The sequence below is a fragment of the Phycisphaerae bacterium genome (assembly GCA_035384605.1).
Classification (GTDB): Bacteria; Planctomycetota; Phycisphaerae; order UBA1845; family PWPN01; genus JAUCQB01.
On record DAOOIV010000038.1, the window covers coordinates 27,800 to 43,269 of the forward strand.

The window sequence follows — 15,470 nt, forward strand, 5'->3', positions numbered from 1 at the left end:
CGCCGGCAGCTGACCCGCCTGCACGCGGTTCCAGGCATCCGACAAATCGCCCGCGTTGCTCAAGAATCAACGACGTCGCCGTTTTGGCTTGGGAGCGGGAACGATCTCGCGTGAAGCCCATCGGAGAACCGCTTCGGCGGTCCGGACCAGACGCTGGTATTCCTTTTTCCGGACCGGACCAGCCAGGCCCGGATACCGAATCTCGACCGCAAAACGCGTCAGCGCCCCCGGCTCGCCCGACCGACGCTGGAATCAGGCAGCCGCCCTGTTCGAGCAGAGAGAGTAATCGTGCCAGGTCGTGGATGTAGGGAAAGCGAATGCCGCGATGAATAAACACGGCCTTGACCGCCTTCTCGGCGGCTTGTTGGGCATCGAAGCACAGGTCTTCGAGATAGGCCCCCGCGACCTCCGTTTTCGCTCGAGCCAGGTTGCTCCGGGCCCGGTTCAGCCACTCCCTGGGGCCGTCCGGTGGAAAACGCTTAAGGGGCATAGACCACCCTCCCTTCCGCCAGCGCCGGGGCAATGACCAGGCAATGGGTCTGGCGACATCGTTCGACCTCCTGCGGGGAGGCGATGATGACGTCGACGGCCGCGCCCGCGCCGTGCAGGCTCAAGTAGATCCTTTCTATCAGCCGGCCCCGGTCAAACTTACCTCGCTTGATCACCAGCAGATCAAGATCGCTGTTGGGTCCCATTTCGCCACGCCCGGCGGAGCCAAATAGGATAATCCTCTCGGGGTGGGCCACTCGAACGATGTGGCGGATGATCTCCTTGAGAACCGCAGGAGCGGACTTGCCCCGACCTGGCGTGCCTCCTGAGACGCTGGTGCGACCGGACTTCGGCGAGAGCGGTCGAGCTGCGTCTCGCTTGCGTGATTTCAGAGTTCTGGGATGCGCACCCAATCGTTTTGGCATGGCTCAGAGACTTTCGAAACTTCGTTCCGGCTCTTCCGCGACCACACAGACCGAGCGGGCATCCAGGTCGATGTTGAGTTTACGCCCGAAAGAGACATTCACTCCTGGCGCCGCCTTGCTCGGGGCCTCGCCCAATCGCTCGATCACGACTTGCTCGCCAGGACGAAACTGCGCTGGCTCGTCCGGCACAAGGGCACGCCCGTCGAAGTGAGCTTTGATCCCCGCCATAAGCACCTTATTACATAGTATACTTGCTTGACGGACGAGCCAGATACCATCCGGGGCAACGAGCGGTTACCGCCGTCGGAAGCCAAGTCGGCCATCCCAGCAGTCGGGATCGCCGTAATCCTCGATGATGAGCCTGTAGGTCTTGCCGAATTGGATAACCCTCAGCAGGGTCAGGCTTGTCCCGGAGGCTGTTCTGAGCCGGAGGTTCCAGTCGTCGATGCTCCATGTCCCGGTTGCCTGAGTTGCCCCGATCCTCGTTGCCAGCGGCTGCTTCGCCTTGAGGTCCAACGTGCCGTCGGCATTGACCTGTAGGGTTGTGCCCCTGTCAGACCAGAGACCATGGAGATCCTGCCGGTTGACAGCCGAAGGGTTGAATTCGATCATCGATTCAAAAAGGACATTCGCGGCGAACTGCATGGCTATGCCGCAGGATAGAAGGGCTCCGATGGCAATCCTCCAACGAGACCGAGGGCGTTTTCGCAGGCCCTGGACTATCAAGACGGTCCCAGCAGCGACCGCTGCTACGGACACACAGCAGAATCCGAGGTAGGCAAATGGTGCGGCACTGCGAAACTGCAGCAGTTCCAGGATGCTCTCCATGAGCGACGTCCTCTCGGACGATTCCTTACGTGGCCGTCCAGAATCTCTACTTCTGCGTTTGAAATCGGCCGCTCATGGCCACGCAGAGCCGTGGCCATGCCACCCGACACCCGAGCTAATAGCTAAGAGCTAAAAGCTTCCTAAGAACTCATCCCCTCAAGCTTCTGATCAATCAACTCCCCGACCATCTTCGGATCGGCCTTTCCGCCGGAGATCTTCATCACTTGGCCGGTGAGGAAGCCGCGGGCCTGTTGCTTCTTCTTGGGGTTGGCCAGGGCATCCCGGACGGCCTTCTCGTTAGCGGCGAATGCTTGGTCGACCCAGGTTTGCATCTGGCCGGTGTCGCGGACTTGCACGAGGCCTTCTCGCTGGGCAATGGCCGTCGGGGTATCGGGGCAATCGAGCATCTTGCCGGCGATGGTCGCCGCGGCGGTGGCGCTGACAAGACCTTCGGCGGTAATGCGCGACAGCTCGCCGAGCCGGGCGGCGTCAATACCGAGCTGGGCGATGGTGCACTTGCGCTCGTTGGCCCTGGCCGACCAGAAGCTGATGAACTGCTTGCCAAGTGTGGGCGGATGTCCACAACCGGCGGCCTCCTCGAACAGATCAGCCGTGGCCCGGTCGTTCAGGATTGTCGCGGCGTCGGCGGAGGTCAGGCCGTATTCGCTTTCCATCCGAGCCTGACGCTCAAGCGGAAGCTCGCCGACGCTGGCCTGCAATCGTTCGAGCCATTCGTCGTCCACCACCACCGGCACCAGGTCGGGGTCGGGGAAATAGCGGTAGTCGTGGGCCTCTTCCTTGCCCCGCTGGAACTCAGTGACCCCTCGGACATCGTCCCACCCGCGGTTCTCCTTGGGGCTCTTGCCGATGACATAACCCGGGTCGGCCATCCAGTCGTTGATGTGCCGCTCGATCTCGTAAGCGATGGCGTCGCGGACGGCCCGAAAGCTGTTGAGGTTTTTCACCTCGCAGATCGGTGTACGGTACTCGCGGCCGTCGTATTCGATGGCCACGTTGATGTTCGGCTCGAATCGCATCTGCCCCTTCTGCATGCTGCCTTCGCTGACGCCAAGATAGGTCACTAGACGCTGAAGCTCGATACAGAAGGCGTATGCTTCGTCGGCCGAGGCCAGATCCGGTCGGGTGACGATCTCCAGCAACGGCGTGCCGGTGCGGTTAAGATCCACAAGCGTGACCGAGGGGTTGTCGTGAATGTTCTTGCCGGCATCCTCTTCGAGATGGGCCCGGATGATGCCTACGCGACGGATCTCGCCGTTAGGCAAGGGCACGTCAAACGCCCCGTCGAAACTCAGCGGCAGGTCGTACTGGCTGATCTGGTAGTTCTTGGGCAGGTCGGGATAGTAATAGCTCTTGCGGTCCCACTTGGTGAACCGGGCGATCTGGCAGCGCAGGGCGATGGCCGTGCGCATGGCGTGCTCAAGGGCGGCCCGGTTCATCACCGGCAGCACTCCGGGCATCCCCAGACATACCGGGCAAACGTTGCTGTTCGGCTCGGCCCCGAACTCTACCGGGCAGGAACAGAACATCTTGCTCCGCGTGGCCAGTTGAACGTGGATCTCCAGGCCGATGATCGGGCGAATCTTCAGTTGGCTGCGGTCCATGGCTCATTCTCGCTCGTTCATGCTCAGACACGCAATATGTTGTACCCCATCTGAGCCGATGCCGCCAGCAGGCATCACAGTGGTTGGTGCCCGCTTTGATCGCTGCGTCGCCAGCATCCGCATGTCGCTCTATCTTTGCGCGCCGCGTTGTGGGTATACTGTCAGACAGGCGGCTCCGGACGCTGGAGACGGTCGAATGGGTGTCTCGCGATTCAACCCTGCGCCGCGGCGCCTGCCGTTGTCCATACGAGAGGTGCACGAGCATGTCGGGACAGAAGCAACTGAGAACAGCAGGCACAAGATGGCCGGTCAGGCACTCCCGCTGCGGCAGAACGTTCCTGAGCGCCGTCATGATGGCGGTCGTCGTGAGCCTGGTCGCGCCTGGACCGATGCAAGCGGACTGGGAGCTCCAAACGGTAGACAGCGCGACTACGGCCGTGGCCCTCGCTCTCGATGGGGACGGGATAGCGCATCTCTGCTACTTCACGCCGCCCATTGATCACCTGTCGGGCACAACGGGACATCTTCTGAAGTATGCCAACAATGCCGGCGGGCCCGGCATATGGACCACCGAGACAATCGAGACGCTCACGAAAACCGGCGACGGCTGCGACATCGCGGTGGCGGCCGATGGGACCGTCCGTGTTGCGTACATCGTCGGCGACGACCTCAAGTACGCACGGAGGGACGGCGGCTCGTGGATGGTGACGACAGCGGTTTCAGGCGGCGTCAAGTGGCGATGCGCGCTCGCGTTGGACTCCAGCAACACCCCTCATATCGCCTTCAGCCGATTCAGCGACTATGACGACCCTTATGACCGTGTGATGTACCAAGGCCTGCCTTGTTATGTGACTTGGACGGCCGGCGCTTGGCAAGAGACGGCGCTTCAATGGGCGGCGGGCGAACCGGAATACCTGCTGGACACCGGCGAGTGGCAGGATATCGCGCTGAGCTCCGACGAAACCGTCTACGGCACATGGAAATCGGCCTGGACGCTGAGATTCATGGTTCCGCTTTCTCATGACCCCAGCCACTTTGCGGGTTATCAGACGGGCCTGCCCGGCACCGCGAACCGGTTCCGGATCGACGCGTTCGATGACTTCTACGCGGCCGGGATCGGCAGCGACACCGGAGCCGTCGTCTTGGGGCGGAACACCTCCGACCCAAGCGACGAAACGTCCTGGTACTTCTTCTGGGAAAGGTACGAGCTGGACAACACCGGAACCCACTATGGTGATGACAGCGAGCAGCATCTGGGCTTGGCCGCCGACTCCGAGGCGGGTGCGCATCTGGTGTTCTACGACGCCATAGACAACGACTTGAAGTACATATGGCAATCGGCGTCCTGGGCCTATGGGGAGTCAAGCCCCGTCCAGCGCATCCACCCCTGCTTCACGGAACTCGTCGACAGCGACGGCGACGTGGGTCGCAGTGCCGACATCAGCGTCGACGGATCGGACGACCCGCACATTGTCTACCTCGACACCAGCAACCACGCGGTCAAGTACGGCAAGCGCATGGCGTTCTCAGGGCCGCAACTGCGCGTTTTGCCCTCGCGGTGGGACTACGGCCACGCGGAGATCTGGCCGACCGAGAACCGCAAGGAGTTCATCATCATGAACCCCGGCTCGGAGGACCTGGTGATCACCTCCATCGGCGTTGACGATGTCACTTCGTACCCCGCAGGCGGTGCTCCGCCGTTCCGGATTTGGGCGGTCAAACTGACCGAATCGCAAGTGCCGATGGGTGACCTGCCGGCGACGATTCCGCCCGGGGAGCACCGGACCTTTGGAGTCATCGCCTCCCCGGATACCATCGCCAGAACCAGAATGGGAGAGCTGATCGTGCGTTCAAACTGGGGTGACGTGGTCGTCTCGCTCAAGGCTTACGGAGTGGGAATCGATCGAACACCGGGCGGGTGCGGCACAATCGGGCCTGTTTCGGGAATCGCAATGCTGGCCGGTTTCGCTCTGTTATCGATTTGCGGCCACAGGCGACGAGACTGATGCCGGTCTGCATCGGCGGGCCCGGCTTCGGCAAGGCTACACCGGGAGAGCAGACTGTCGGTGGTACCTGGGGAGCACACGCCCGCCGAATGCGTCACAAACCCGGGGCAGCATGTCCGAGCCTGTTCGGTTGCGGCATAGGCGATGGCCGTCTAGAATCCGTACCCAAGTCGGTTAACGATCGGATTGAGGCAGCGCAAGACCTGAGGGATCATAATGAGCATCGAGCAGAGTATCGATCGGCGGGATTTCGTGAAGCTGGTGGGTGCCGGGCTGATGGCCGTAGGAGGGGGCCACCTGGCGGCCGGAGCCGAAAACACGGCGGTACCCGCGGCCAAGCCGGCGGCGAAGTTCAAGAAGGCCATCGGTTTCGAGATGGTCGGCGAGGACCTCTCGGTGCTCGACAAGTTCAAGCTGCTTAAAGAACTGGGCTTTGACGGTGTCGAAGTTCAGAGCAGCGGACGACCGGACCGCGAGGAGTTCCTCAAGGCCCGCGACGCGACCGGTCTTGAGATCCACAGCGTGATGAACCCCGATCACTGGAAGAAGCCGCTGTCGCATCCCGATCCCAAGGTCCGCGAGGAATGTCGCAAGAGCATGCAGGGCTCGCTTGAGGATGCCAAGTACTGGGGCGCCGGCTCCGTCCTGCTCGTCCCGGCCGTGGTCAGCAAGGAGATCGCCTACGACGAGGCCTATACCCGGTCTCAGGCCGAGATCCGCAAGCTGGCCCCCATTGCCGAGAAGCTCGGCGTCGTTATTGGCATCGAGTTCGTCTGGAACAACTTCCTGCTCAGCCCGCTGGAGTTCGCCCGTTACATCGACGAGATCAATTCACCCATGGTCCAAGCGTACTTCGACTGCGGCAACGTGGTCCGCTACGGCTGGCCGGAACAGTGGGTCCGCATTCTGGGCAAGCGTATCTGCAAGATCCACATCAAGGAGTACAGCCGGCAGAAGGCAAACGAAGAGGGCGTTTGGGCGGGCTTCGACGTCGAACTCATGGAGGGCGACTGCGACTGGCCGTCGGTCACCAAGGCCCTGCGTGAGGTGGGCTACAGCAGCTACATCACCGCCGAGGTCAAAGGCGGCAAGAAAGCTCGTCTGGCTCAACTGGCAGAACTGATAGACAAAGTCATTGCGGGCTGAAGAATTGGCTGCCGTGACAGGGAACGGTCAAATCCATCCTGAAGGCCCCGGCAACATGCTGACCGGCCGGATCGAAGTCGTCACGCACCCAACAGAACGACTGATAGCACGCCGGCATTGAACCGGCCCGGTCAGTTGGTTAGTCTCATCTGGTATTGGAACCTTGTAGCCGGACATCTGTGCGGCTTGCACGCAGGTTTCTGGATCGCAGTGCGGTAGGGTTGCGGCCCGCAGGAAGGCGACCTGCCTTAGGGCAGCAGAGGAGCGTCCGGTCGCCTGGGACAAACACTGGTTTCTTATTCGAAGGGTCAATCATGCAAAGCGGTAGCAAGTCCGGCAACGCCACTGACGCGGTATCGCGACGGGTTTTCTTGAGCGGGACAATGGGAGCGGCGGCAGGACTGGCCGCACCGTACGTCATCGGGTCTCGGGCCGGGGCGGCCGAGACAAGACCGGCGGCTGCCCGAGTGAGCCCCAACGACAAGATCCGGATCGGGCTGATCGGGGCCAACGGGCAGGGCAAGTTCAGCCTCGACCAGTTGATGCAGCAGCCGGACGCGGTCATCACCGCGGTATGCGAGGTCTTCGAGAAACGTCGCGACGAGGCTCTCGCCAAGTGCAACGGGACGGCCAAGCCGTACGGCGACTACCGCAAGGTTCTCGAAAACAAGGACATCGATGCCGTGGTGATCGCCACGCCCCCGCACTGGCACGCGCTGATGGCCATCGAAGCGGCCGAGGCGGGCAAGGACTTCTACCTCGAAAAGCCAATGACCCTCACCGTAGGCGAGTGCCTAGCAGTGCACCACGCGGTCCAGAAGTACAAGCGCATCACGCAGGTGGGCACACAGGTCCATGCCACGGCCAATTACCGGCGAATTGTCGACGTCGTCCGCTCGGGCATTCTCGGGCCGATCAGCATGGTTCGTGTGTTCCACGTCCTCAACCAGGGGCCTGAGGGGATCGGCAGGACACCGCCGACCCCGGTACCCCAAGGCCTTGACTGGGAGATGTGGCTGGGACCGGGACCCAAACGCCCGTTTCATCCACTGCTGTTCAAGAATTCGGAGTTTCACCCATCGTTCATGGCTTACAGCGGGGGTTGGACACCCGGCATGGCCCCGCACCTGCTTGACCTGCCGTACTGGGCCTTGGACCTTGGCCATCCCACGTGCACCAGCAGCACAGGCGGCCGCTACATCATCGACGACGATGGCGACGCCTACGATTTTCAGCAGATTCAGTGGCAGTTCCCGAAGCTGACCGTGTGCTGGTGGACCTCGCTGGTCAACAGCTTCGGGTTTGACACGCAGGGACAGCCCGGCGTGCACCGCCGGCGCGGCATCTACTTCCACGGGACCAATGGCACGTTGATCGCCGATTACGGTTACCTGAAGATTGTCCCCGAAGGCGACCGCATGGAGGAGGAGGACGTCGAGAAGGTTGAGAAGGTCACGCCCGACTCGCCGGGTCATCATCGCGAATGGCTCGACGGCATCCGCACGCGCACGCCGCCCAGTTGCCACGTCGGCTATCACTACAAAGTGGATATGGCCATCAACCTGGGGATGCTTTCGCTGAAACTTGGCCGTTCGGTGCAGTTTGACCCCGTAACCGAGACGATCCCTAACGATCCCGAGGCCCAAAAGCACGTAAATCCCGTCTACCGCGAGCCGTGGAGGTTTCCGGCGCAGTACGTGTGAACTGCGGGGTGGCCCAGATTCGTCTTGAGTCTGGGGTCGCACATTCCTTTGGGCCGAGCGGTCCGTTGACGAGTAGCTGTACGCGTTGGCCCACCGGTCGGCGGTACCTGGGTCATCCGCCATTGCGCATCTCCGTTACCTTGTCGTACAATCAAGGCAAGGTGATGCAGGTCATGGATTACCAACAGTTCATAGTCCGCGATCCGCGGGTCTGCGGTGGCCAACCGGTGATTCGGGGCACAAGGGTGACGCTCCAGACCGTGCTGGCGAGCCTGGCGGATGGAGATGGGATCGACGAAATCCTGGCGGATCTCCCCACACTTACGAGATCGCAGGTCGAAGCAGTCATTGCCTTCGCGGCTGCTTCCGCCAGCGAAGATCTGCCCACTCCTGGCGTCCCCCATCTGACATGAGGCTCAAACTCGACGAGAACCTGCCGGCCCGGCTTGTGGGTGAGCTTTCCGCCTTGGGACACGACGTGGATACTGTGCCCGAGCAGGGGCTAAAAGGGTCTCCTGACCCCCCGCGTCTGGAGCGGAGCCCAGGAATCGGGACGGTTCCTGATCACCCAGGATCTCGACTTCTCCGATCTCAGGGTTTTCAGGCCTGGCACGCACCACGGCATTCTCCTTGCCCGTCTCCGCGAGCCCTCGCGTCGATACCTGATCGAGAAAATCCGTGACATCTTCAGGAATGAGGCCGTCGAACGATGGAGCGGTGTCTTTCTGGTCTGCACCGAGAGCAAGGTTCGGGTTCGATGGCCGGCCTCGCGGGGCTCCTGAGCCCAGGTATTACCAGAACGAATGCGTGTTTCCGCCGCGAACACGTCGTGGTATTGTCTTCGTGTTGCCGAAACGCCGATTCGGCCTGTCCCGCAAGGGGATTGGCCTGTCGCTGGGGTGAGACTGCACCGTGCGTACAAGCGAACTGCAATATGAGCTGCCGACGGAACTGATTGCCCAGGAACCGCCGGAGCAGCGCGACGCCAGCCGTTTGCTGGTGCTGGATCGGTCCACCGGTACGCTGCGACACGAAGTGTTCGCCAGGCTGCCACACCTGCTCCCCCCCAAGGCACTGCTGGTCATGAACGACACGCGCGTGCTGCCCGCGCGGTTATACATGGCTCGCCGAAGCGGCGGGCGGGTGGAAGGCTTGTTTCTCCGGGAGACCGAGGCTGGAGCGTGGGAGATCATGTTGACCGCTTCTGGTCGGCTCAAGACGGGCGAGGAATTACGGATCAACGGCTCGACTCGCCGGCTGCGGTTGACAAGGAGTGCTAAAGCGGGGGTGTGGTTCGCCGAACCGGTGCCCTGCGCGCCGGCGGTGGAGATCCTGGCCGAGTGCGGTCATCCACCGCTGCCGCCGTACATCCGGCGCGGCACGCAGGACAACAGTACTGCCGGCAAGGACGAGAGGGAGAGACTCGATCGCGATCGATACCAGACGGTGTACGCCCGCCGGCCCGGGGCCGTAGCCGCGCCGACGGCCGGGCTGCATTTCACGCCTGCCGTGCTGAACGAGCTGCGGACCGCTGGCATTGAGACCTCTTTCGTGACGCTCCACGTGGGCGTGGGCACTTTCGCCCCCATCCGCTGCGATGATCTGGCTGAGCACGAGATGCACGCTGAGTGGTATGATTGCCCTGCGGCGACAGCCGAGGCCGTCAACGCTGCCCAAGCGCAGGACCGGCCGATTGTGGCCATCGGCACCACCAGCGCCCGCGTCCTCGAAACATGCGCCGACGAGAGCGGTCGCGTCACCATGGCCAGCGGTTGGACGCGGCTCTTCATCTATCCCCCGTACCGGTTCAAAGTCGTAGAAGGCATGGTGACCAATTTTCACCTGCCGGGTAGCACGCTGCTCGCGATGTTGTTCGCCTTTGCCGGTCGCGAGGCGATCCTGAATGCCTACAATGAAGCGATTCGAGAGCGGTATCGCTTCTATAGCTATGGCGATGCAATGCTGGTTCTCTGAGGAAACGCCATGAAGTCGCGCGATCTGATCAAGATGGGTTATCCGGCCGGGCCGATTCTGCATCTGGCCCTGTCGGCGGCAGGCGAGGCGCGCGTTTCGGGGCAACGTAAGTCAAAAGTCCTTCAGACGTTACGCATGTTATTGATCGACGCTCACCCTTATGTGGAAGACCCCTTGTTCGGCAAGATCGCCAAAGCGTTGATCGCGGCCGGTCTCGTTGCCCAGCCCAAGCCGACAGCCGCTGACTACAAGCTCAATGAGTCCCTGGAATACAAGGTTTGGGGAGACGATATCGACGAACAGGCCCACCAGCAGATGCGAAATGCGTGCAAGCTGCCCATTTCAGTGGCCGGGGCGCTCATGCCCGACGCCCATGTGGGCTATGGCCTGCCCATCGGTGGCGTACTGGCAACCGACAACGCGGTCATTCCCTACGCCGTCGGCGTGGATATCGCCTGCCGGATGATGATGACCGTTTTCGACCTGCCCCCGCATCTGCTGCAGGATCAGGATGATCGTTTCAAGGCGATCATCGAAAACAACACCCGGTTCGGTATTGGAGCTGAGTGGAAGCCGAAACGCGAACACCCGGTGATGGACGAGGACTGGAACATCTCGCAGGTGACCGCCCGCCTGAAAGACAAAGCCCACCGGCAACTCGGCACCTCCGGTTCGGGTAACCACTTCGTCGAGTTTGGCGAGGTGACGTTTTTGGAATCGGTGCGTGGTGTGTCGCCAGGGAAATACCTCGCCGTCCTTTCGCACAGCGGAAGTCGCGGTCCGGGCAACGAGGCCGCAGGCTTCTACAGCAAGTGGGCCATGAGCCGGCACAAATCGATGCCCAAGGAGTTGCGTCATTTGGCTTGGCTTGAACTGGACGGTCCGGGCGACGAGTACTGGGCGGTCATGGAGCTGATGGGTCGCTATGCCTCGGCCAACCATCACATCATTCACCGGCAGATCGTCAAAGCGGTCGGTGAGCCGCCCCTCCTGCAGATCGAGAACCACCACAACTTTGCCTGGAAGGAGCAGCACGGCGGACGTACGGTGATTGTTCACCGCAAGGGAGCCACGCCGGCAGGCAAGGGCGTGCTGGGAATCATTCCTGGCTCGATGGCCAGCCCGGCCTATGTGGTGGAGGGGCTCGGCAACGAGGAGTCATTGCAGTCCGCCTCGCATGGGGCTGGCCGGTTGATGTCCCGGGGCGAGGCCATCCGGACTTTCAAGTGGCCCCAGGTCAGGCAGTTCCTGAAAGAAAAGGGTGTAACCCTCTTGTCCGCAGGCCTGGACGAGGCCCCCTGGGTCTACAAGGACATCGAAAAGGTCATGGCCGCCCAGGAGACGCTGGTTCGTCCGGTGGCCAGGTTCATGCCTCGCTTGGTAAAGATGTCGCCACCTGGGGACCGACCGGAAGACTGACCCCTCCACGGCCCCAGCACCCTTCAGTAACTCAACTCATTTGCGCCTCCCCTCGCAGGTTGCCTGGCGCAATCCCGTTATCCACGTTCGTGGCTATCCAGCGAGCACATGACGGCTCGTTCCGGCCTCCTCATCAAGTCCGTTTTGCCTCTGTTTCGCGCGATTTTCGGGACTGCGAGAGGAACGCGAACCTGGGCATGTCTGGCCCGCCTGGCGGAGGCGGATTCGAAGGGGGCGTTAGAGAGATTGGCGATGCGGGTGCGTTTGGGAGTACGACGAATTCATGAGCAATTCATCGGCGCGTGATGCACTACGGTACGCAGTCGGGTGCGGCAGTGAAACTTGCGCGACCACGCAAGTCGCAGCGAAGCACAGGCATCCAAGGTGTTGCTCGCACTGCGAATTGCCGCTTGTGCGTCATCCCTTTCGTCTGCGGAACAACGCCAGCCCGCCCAGCGTCAATATCGTTAAGCTTGCCGGTTCAGGGACCATCGGCGACGCCAGGTCTCCTCGCCCAGCGTTCATGTCATTGAATATATACAACGCCACGTCCGTGCGGGCGTAGTCGTTTCCCAGGTCGAAGCGAAGAATATCGTCGTTGTTCCAGCCCGCCGTCACGTCGAAAACGTACAGATCATCGACATCGACGGGGCTAAACGCCGCACCCACCATATACAGGGAAATGCCGCTGACCGTGCGATCGTACGTCATCACGCCCGTGGCGGTGTCCACGCGGTAAAAGGCGTCCTCGAAGACCAGCCAGGCGTTCCCCAATGCATCGAAGGCAATGTCGCCGGATTGATTATGCAGATTGAATGTGTCGCCTTCATAGATCAGCCCAACGGAATACAGTACGCTCCCCGTGTTCGGGTCGATGCGGAGCAACTCGTCGGACGCCTCGTCCGTGGCCCAGAGCCGGTTGCTCGTGTCAAACGCCGCACCGAAGATGAACCGGCCGGGCAGCGTCACGCCCGCGCCGGCTACCGCCGTGTCCGGATTCAGCGAGCGAAGCGTCGAACTCACCGGCTCGCCCGGAGCGGACGGTTCGAAAAACCACATCCCCAACGAAACCGACCACGCCAATCCATCGGCGCGCAGTTGGGTTCCGTCGCCGTCGGTGATATAGCCCACCATCGTCGGCGAACCGCCTCTATCCGCGAAATGAAAAAGAATCGACGGGGGTTCGTATTCTTTCGTCCCATCGCCGCTGGCTGACCGGTTCTTGATGCCGTAGACATCCGCGGAAACCGGAGCCGCCATGAAAAGGGTCTGAATCAATATTGCCGTAACTACCGTGATCGTACATGGTTTTAATTTCTCAAGAAACATGGTTGCCTCCTGGGGCTCAGGAAAAACCTGTTATTCATCGCCTGTTTCTGTTTTCCCATCGCAATATGGGGTCCTTCCACCGACGGATTAGTTATGGGAATTTCTCTCTCTTCGGATCAGCGCCAGTCCGCCCAGGGCCAGCAGGCTCATTGTCGCCCGCCGGTTTACAGGTCACAGACACCCGCCAACTTTTATGCTACACCCGATACGAGATATTGTCAAGAGCTTTTTGCGATGTTGAGCATTTTAGCCTTACCCCACACTAGAGCATTTTCATCTTTTTTGTAGCGTATATCCGCAGTGGCGGAAAAAGTTTCTCGCGTCTTTTGGCGTGATCAGCGACATCAGTCGCGGCGTGTCTTGCCACATCGCTTCTCGCGTACGGTGTCGCACACGTCATAGCTCCTGCTTGATTTTCGAAAACGCATTCTCGATCGGCATCAGGTCCGGCGAGTACGGCGGCGATCTCCTGGCGGCGCTCGTGCTCACGTCTCGCGGGGTCGGCGAACGGTTCTTCCATTGCGGGCTCCTTGCGGATGCGCCCACAACGGCCTTCGCCTGGCGACCGGCGCGCTGTCTGGCTGGGTTGGTGCTCTTCGTCCTTCTCTTACTTACCCGGCGCGAGTTCGAAATGGCGGCAGGGTCTGGTGCGAACGGGTCTGTTGACTGGGCGACGGCTGTTTACGAAAGAGACCGAGAGTCTGGCCTAGAGTTCGGCGTGCGGGCGAGAACGTGGAGGTTCACGGCCGCAACGCGGCGGAGGCGAAGTGAACTGCTGGCTGCCGTATCATCGTTTCGGCGGCGCGGTCCGGCCCTCCTGCGATGCGGGCAGTTCAATTTCTTCCGGGCGGACCCAGGCAACCTTGCCGTCGCGCCGCTGAGGGACGAGTTCGCCGGCCGGCTTGGCTTCGTTGATCGCCTTGCGGGTGGCGCGGAGCAGCGCCGCCTGCGTGCCTGCCATATCTTGATTCTTGTCTGACCAATTCATCATGCCTGGCCTCCTTCGTCGATGAGCACCGGCGGGGTCTTGGTTGCATCGTAGACCTGCCAGCTATCCACCAGTGGATGGAATCGCATCGACTCCCATAAACTGCATGAGTGCATGAAGAACAATATCCGGCGACTCGTCGAACGCAGCGTGCTCGGCAAATGGGATATTCAGGAGATGCACCTTGGGGACAAGTCCTTTCAGCCGAGCGAAGCTCGCCAGATTGGTGAGAAAGTCGTTATCGCCGCGAATGATCAACATTTCGGCGTCAATCTCACGCATTCTCTCGTCGGGATGTCCATCGGTGGACAAGTCAGTCCACATGCCGATGACGCTTGCCGCGAACTTGTCATAATCAGGTTTGGGATTCAGACGCATATAAGCTTCGTAACTTGCCGGAAACATGTCCTTCCACCTTTGGCCGGTCATTCCGCAGATCATCTCCCAGCAAGGCTCCTTTTCGTTCATTTCCCAGCTTGCGCCAACGGTGACGACTTTTTGGAGACGCGGATCCTTCCTGGCCGCATACCTGTAAGCCACGACGCCCCCGTCGCTGAAACCGAATAGGCTGAACTCGCGAAGATCGAGAGCTTGGATCACGGCCGCAAGATCATTTTCCAGCACTTTGTACGACAGCTTCTCGCTTCCAAGGCTTGACCGCCCGTGGCCACGACTATCGAGTCCTATCAGCCGGAAGTGTCGGGCAAGGGCTGGCGTGATGCCATTGAAATCTTTGATGGTACCAAAGCCGCCATGCAGCATAAGCAGAACGGGGGCCGTCGGATTTCCGATCTCCTCGACATATATCTCGGCGGTGCCGCTGGAAACAAGGCGACCCCTGGCATGATCAAACACCGTGTGATAACGCGTCATTGGGTTCTCTCTTTCTACGATGCTTGTGCATCCGGTCATTACAAGTACAAGCGAGCATCCGGCGATGAATACCCCAAAAAAGCTTCGGGCGAAGGTCATCCTACCGGAGCCTTTGGGGCCAGCCAGGATCAGGGCGCGAGGTGCGGGCGTCCGCTGCGACGAAGTCATATCGCAGCCCCGTGGCCGACGAGCTCGAAATCGCGGTGGGGTCCGAGACGGACGGGGCTGTTAACTGGACGACCGCTGTTTACGAGAGAATCCGAGAGTTCGGGCCGTTGCTTTCGGGCGGCGGGGCGGAACGTGTACCATCCCTGTCGCAACGTCGCGCACACGGTGCGAAACAGAGAGTCGGGTTGTCGTTCGCGTTTGGCCATAACCCTTTGGTTCCAACGGGTTACAGAAAAGCCCCGATGGCTTACGCCCCGGGGCTTTCCGTTAACTGGATCGGCGGAGAAGCTCGCCGTTTTCAATCAAGCTCCCCAGGAGCAACCCTAGCCGAACCGCTCTCAGCATGAACACGACCGGGTGGCCCGTGAAGGCTTTTCCGAAGCGGCTTCCAGTCTATCCGCCACACCTTTTCGCGTCCAGCAGATTCGCCGAGCTCAGCAGTTTCCACTTGTGAACACCGGCGAAATACGGATAATAGTCGCCGTGACAGGCGGACGATC

Annotated in this window: 13 protein-coding genes and 1 pseudogene; 6 read left to right on the top strand and 8 right to left on the bottom strand. The window is 61.0% G+C overall.

Translation table 11 applies throughout. The annotated features are described in order from the left end of the window. Positions 1-66 precede the first annotated feature (66 nt). The 5 genes and pseudogenes from PLL20_10500 to gatB form a co-directional block, all read right to left on the bottom strand. Positions 67-490: pseudogene (locus tag PLL20_10500) on the bottom strand (HEPN domain-containing protein). Then, positions 480-914 carry a nucleotidyltransferase domain-containing protein gene (locus PLL20_10505; GenBank protein ID HPD30417.1) on the bottom strand — a complete coding sequence of 145 codons (435 nt, stop codon included), beginning with the start codon at positions 912-914 and terminating at the stop codon, positions 480-482. The pseudogene PLL20_10500 and the gene PLL20_10505 overlap by 11 nt, the downstream one beginning before the upstream one ends. 3 nt (positions 915-917) lie before the next feature. Continuing rightward, complete coding sequence (locus tag PLL20_10510) at positions 918-1,142, bottom strand: hypothetical protein (GenBank protein ID HPD30418.1); 225 nt, start codon at positions 1,140-1,142, stop codon at positions 918-920. Between the two features lie 66 nt (positions 1,143-1,208). Continuing rightward, positions 1,209-1,742 (bottom strand): hypothetical protein, encoded by a 534-nt coding sequence (locus PLL20_10515; GenBank protein ID HPD30419.1) that lies wholly within the window; start codon positions 1,740-1,742, stop codon positions 1,209-1,211. A gap of 140 nt (positions 1,743-1,882) precedes the next feature. Further along, positions 1,883-3,364 (bottom strand): Asp-tRNA(Asn)/Glu-tRNA(Gln) amidotransferase subunit GatB, encoded by a 1,482-nt coding sequence (gene gatB, locus PLL20_10520; GenBank protein HPD30420.1) that lies wholly within the window; start codon positions 3,362-3,364, stop codon positions 1,883-1,885. 350 nt (positions 3,365-3,714) lie between these two features. Between gatB and PLL20_10525 the strand changes: the two genes are divergently transcribed. The 6 genes from PLL20_10525 to PLL20_10550 all read left to right on the top strand — a co-directional run bounded on the left by PLL20_10525 (position 3,715) and on the right by PLL20_10550 (position 11,612). After that, positions 3,715-5,370 (top strand): hypothetical protein, encoded by a 1,656-nt coding sequence (locus tag PLL20_10525; GenBank protein HPD30421.1) that lies wholly within the window; start codon positions 3,715-3,717, stop codon positions 5,368-5,370. Positions 5,371-5,586: 216 nt separating this feature from the next. Next, positions 5,587-6,516, top strand: coding sequence for a sugar phosphate isomerase/epimerase family protein (locus tag PLL20_10530; protein HPD30422.1), 930 nt, complete (start codon positions 5,587-5,589; stop codon positions 6,514-6,516). Positions 6,517-6,830: 314 nt separating this feature from the next. Beyond that, the gene (locus tag PLL20_10535) at positions 6,831-8,219 is read left to right on the top strand and encodes a Gfo/Idh/MocA family oxidoreductase (GenBank protein HPD30423.1); all 1,389 of its coding nucleotides are present in this window, start codon (positions 6,831-6,833) and stop codon (positions 8,217-8,219) included. Positions 8,220-8,392: 173 nt separating this feature from the next. Beyond that, on the top strand, positions 8,393-8,632 hold the full coding sequence (locus PLL20_10540; GenBank protein ID HPD30424.1) for a DUF433 domain-containing protein: 240 nt from the start codon (positions 8,393-8,395) through the stop codon (positions 8,630-8,632). A 499-nt stretch (positions 8,633-9,131) separates the two neighbouring features. Further along, complete coding sequence (gene queA, locus PLL20_10545; protein HPD30425.1) at positions 9,132-10,193, top strand: tRNA preQ1(34) S-adenosylmethionine ribosyltransferase-isomerase QueA; 1,062 nt, start codon at positions 9,132-9,134, stop codon at positions 10,191-10,193. A gap of 9 nt (positions 10,194-10,202) precedes the next feature. Continuing rightward, the gene (locus tag PLL20_10550; GenBank protein ID HPD30426.1) at positions 10,203-11,612 is read left to right on the top strand and encodes an RtcB family protein; all 1,410 of its coding nucleotides are present in this window, start codon (positions 10,203-10,205) and stop codon (positions 11,610-11,612) included. A 417-nt stretch (positions 11,613-12,029) separates the two neighbouring features. Here the strand turns inward: PLL20_10550 and PLL20_10555 are convergent, their stop codons facing one another. From PLL20_10555 to PLL20_10565, 3 genes are all read right to left on the bottom strand, one after another. After that, positions 12,030-12,941, bottom strand: a complete 912-nt coding sequence (locus PLL20_10555; protein ID HPD30427.1) for a PEP-CTERM sorting domain-containing protein — start codon at positions 12,939-12,941, stop codon at positions 12,030-12,032. A gap of 787 nt (positions 12,942-13,728) precedes the next feature. Further along, positions 13,729-13,932, bottom strand: coding sequence for a hypothetical protein (locus PLL20_10560; protein ID HPD30428.1), 204 nt, complete (start codon positions 13,930-13,932; stop codon positions 13,729-13,731). A 60-nt stretch (positions 13,933-13,992) separates the two neighbouring features. Beyond that, complete coding sequence (locus tag PLL20_10565) at positions 13,993-14,802, bottom strand: alpha/beta hydrolase (GenBank protein HPD30429.1); 810 nt, start codon at positions 14,800-14,802, stop codon at positions 13,993-13,995. Between the last annotated feature and the right edge of the window lie 668 nt (positions 14,803-15,470).

What these genes read in the sequence shown, in the direction of transcription:
- PLL20_10505 (HPD30417.1), bottom strand. Translation starts at nt 914, where the DNA reads ATGCCAAAACGATTGGGTGCGCATCCCAGAACTCTGAAATCACGCAAG.
- PLL20_10510 (HPD30418.1), bottom strand. Translation starts at nt 1,142, where the DNA reads ATGGCGGGGATCAAAGCTCACTTCGACGGGCGTGCCCTTGTGCCGGAC.
- PLL20_10515 (HPD30419.1), bottom strand. Translation starts at nt 1,742, where the DNA reads ATGGAGAGCATCCTGGAACTGCTGCAGTTTCGCAGTGCCGCACCATTT.
- gatB (HPD30420.1), bottom strand. Translation starts at nt 3,364, where the DNA reads ATGGACCGCAGCCAACTGAAGATTCGCCCGATCATCGGCCTGGAGATC.
- PLL20_10525 (HPD30421.1), top strand. Translation starts at nt 3,715, where the DNA reads ATGATGGCGGTCGTCGTGAGCCTGGTCGCGCCTGGACCGATGCAAGCG.
- PLL20_10530 (HPD30422.1), top strand. Translation starts at nt 5,587, where the DNA reads ATGAGCATCGAGCAGAGTATCGATCGGCGGGATTTCGTGAAGCTGGTG.
- PLL20_10535 (HPD30423.1), top strand. Translation starts at nt 6,831, where the DNA reads ATGCAAAGCGGTAGCAAGTCCGGCAACGCCACTGACGCGGTATCGCGA.
- PLL20_10540 (HPD30424.1), top strand. Translation starts at nt 8,393, where the DNA reads ATGGATTACCAACAGTTCATAGTCCGCGATCCGCGGGTCTGCGGTGGC.
- PLL20_10550 (HPD30426.1), top strand. Translation starts at nt 10,203, where the DNA reads ATGAAGTCGCGCGATCTGATCAAGATGGGTTATCCGGCCGGGCCGATT.
- PLL20_10555 (HPD30427.1), bottom strand. Translation starts at nt 12,941, where the DNA reads ATGTTTCTTGAGAAATTAAAACCATGTACGATCACGGTAGTTACGGCA.
- PLL20_10560 (HPD30428.1), bottom strand. Translation starts at nt 13,932, where the DNA reads ATGATGAATTGGTCAGACAAGAATCAAGATATGGCAGGCACGCAGGCG.
- PLL20_10565 (HPD30429.1), bottom strand. Translation starts at nt 14,802, where the DNA reads ATGACGCGTTATCACACGGTGTTTGATCATGCCAGGGGTCGCCTTGTT.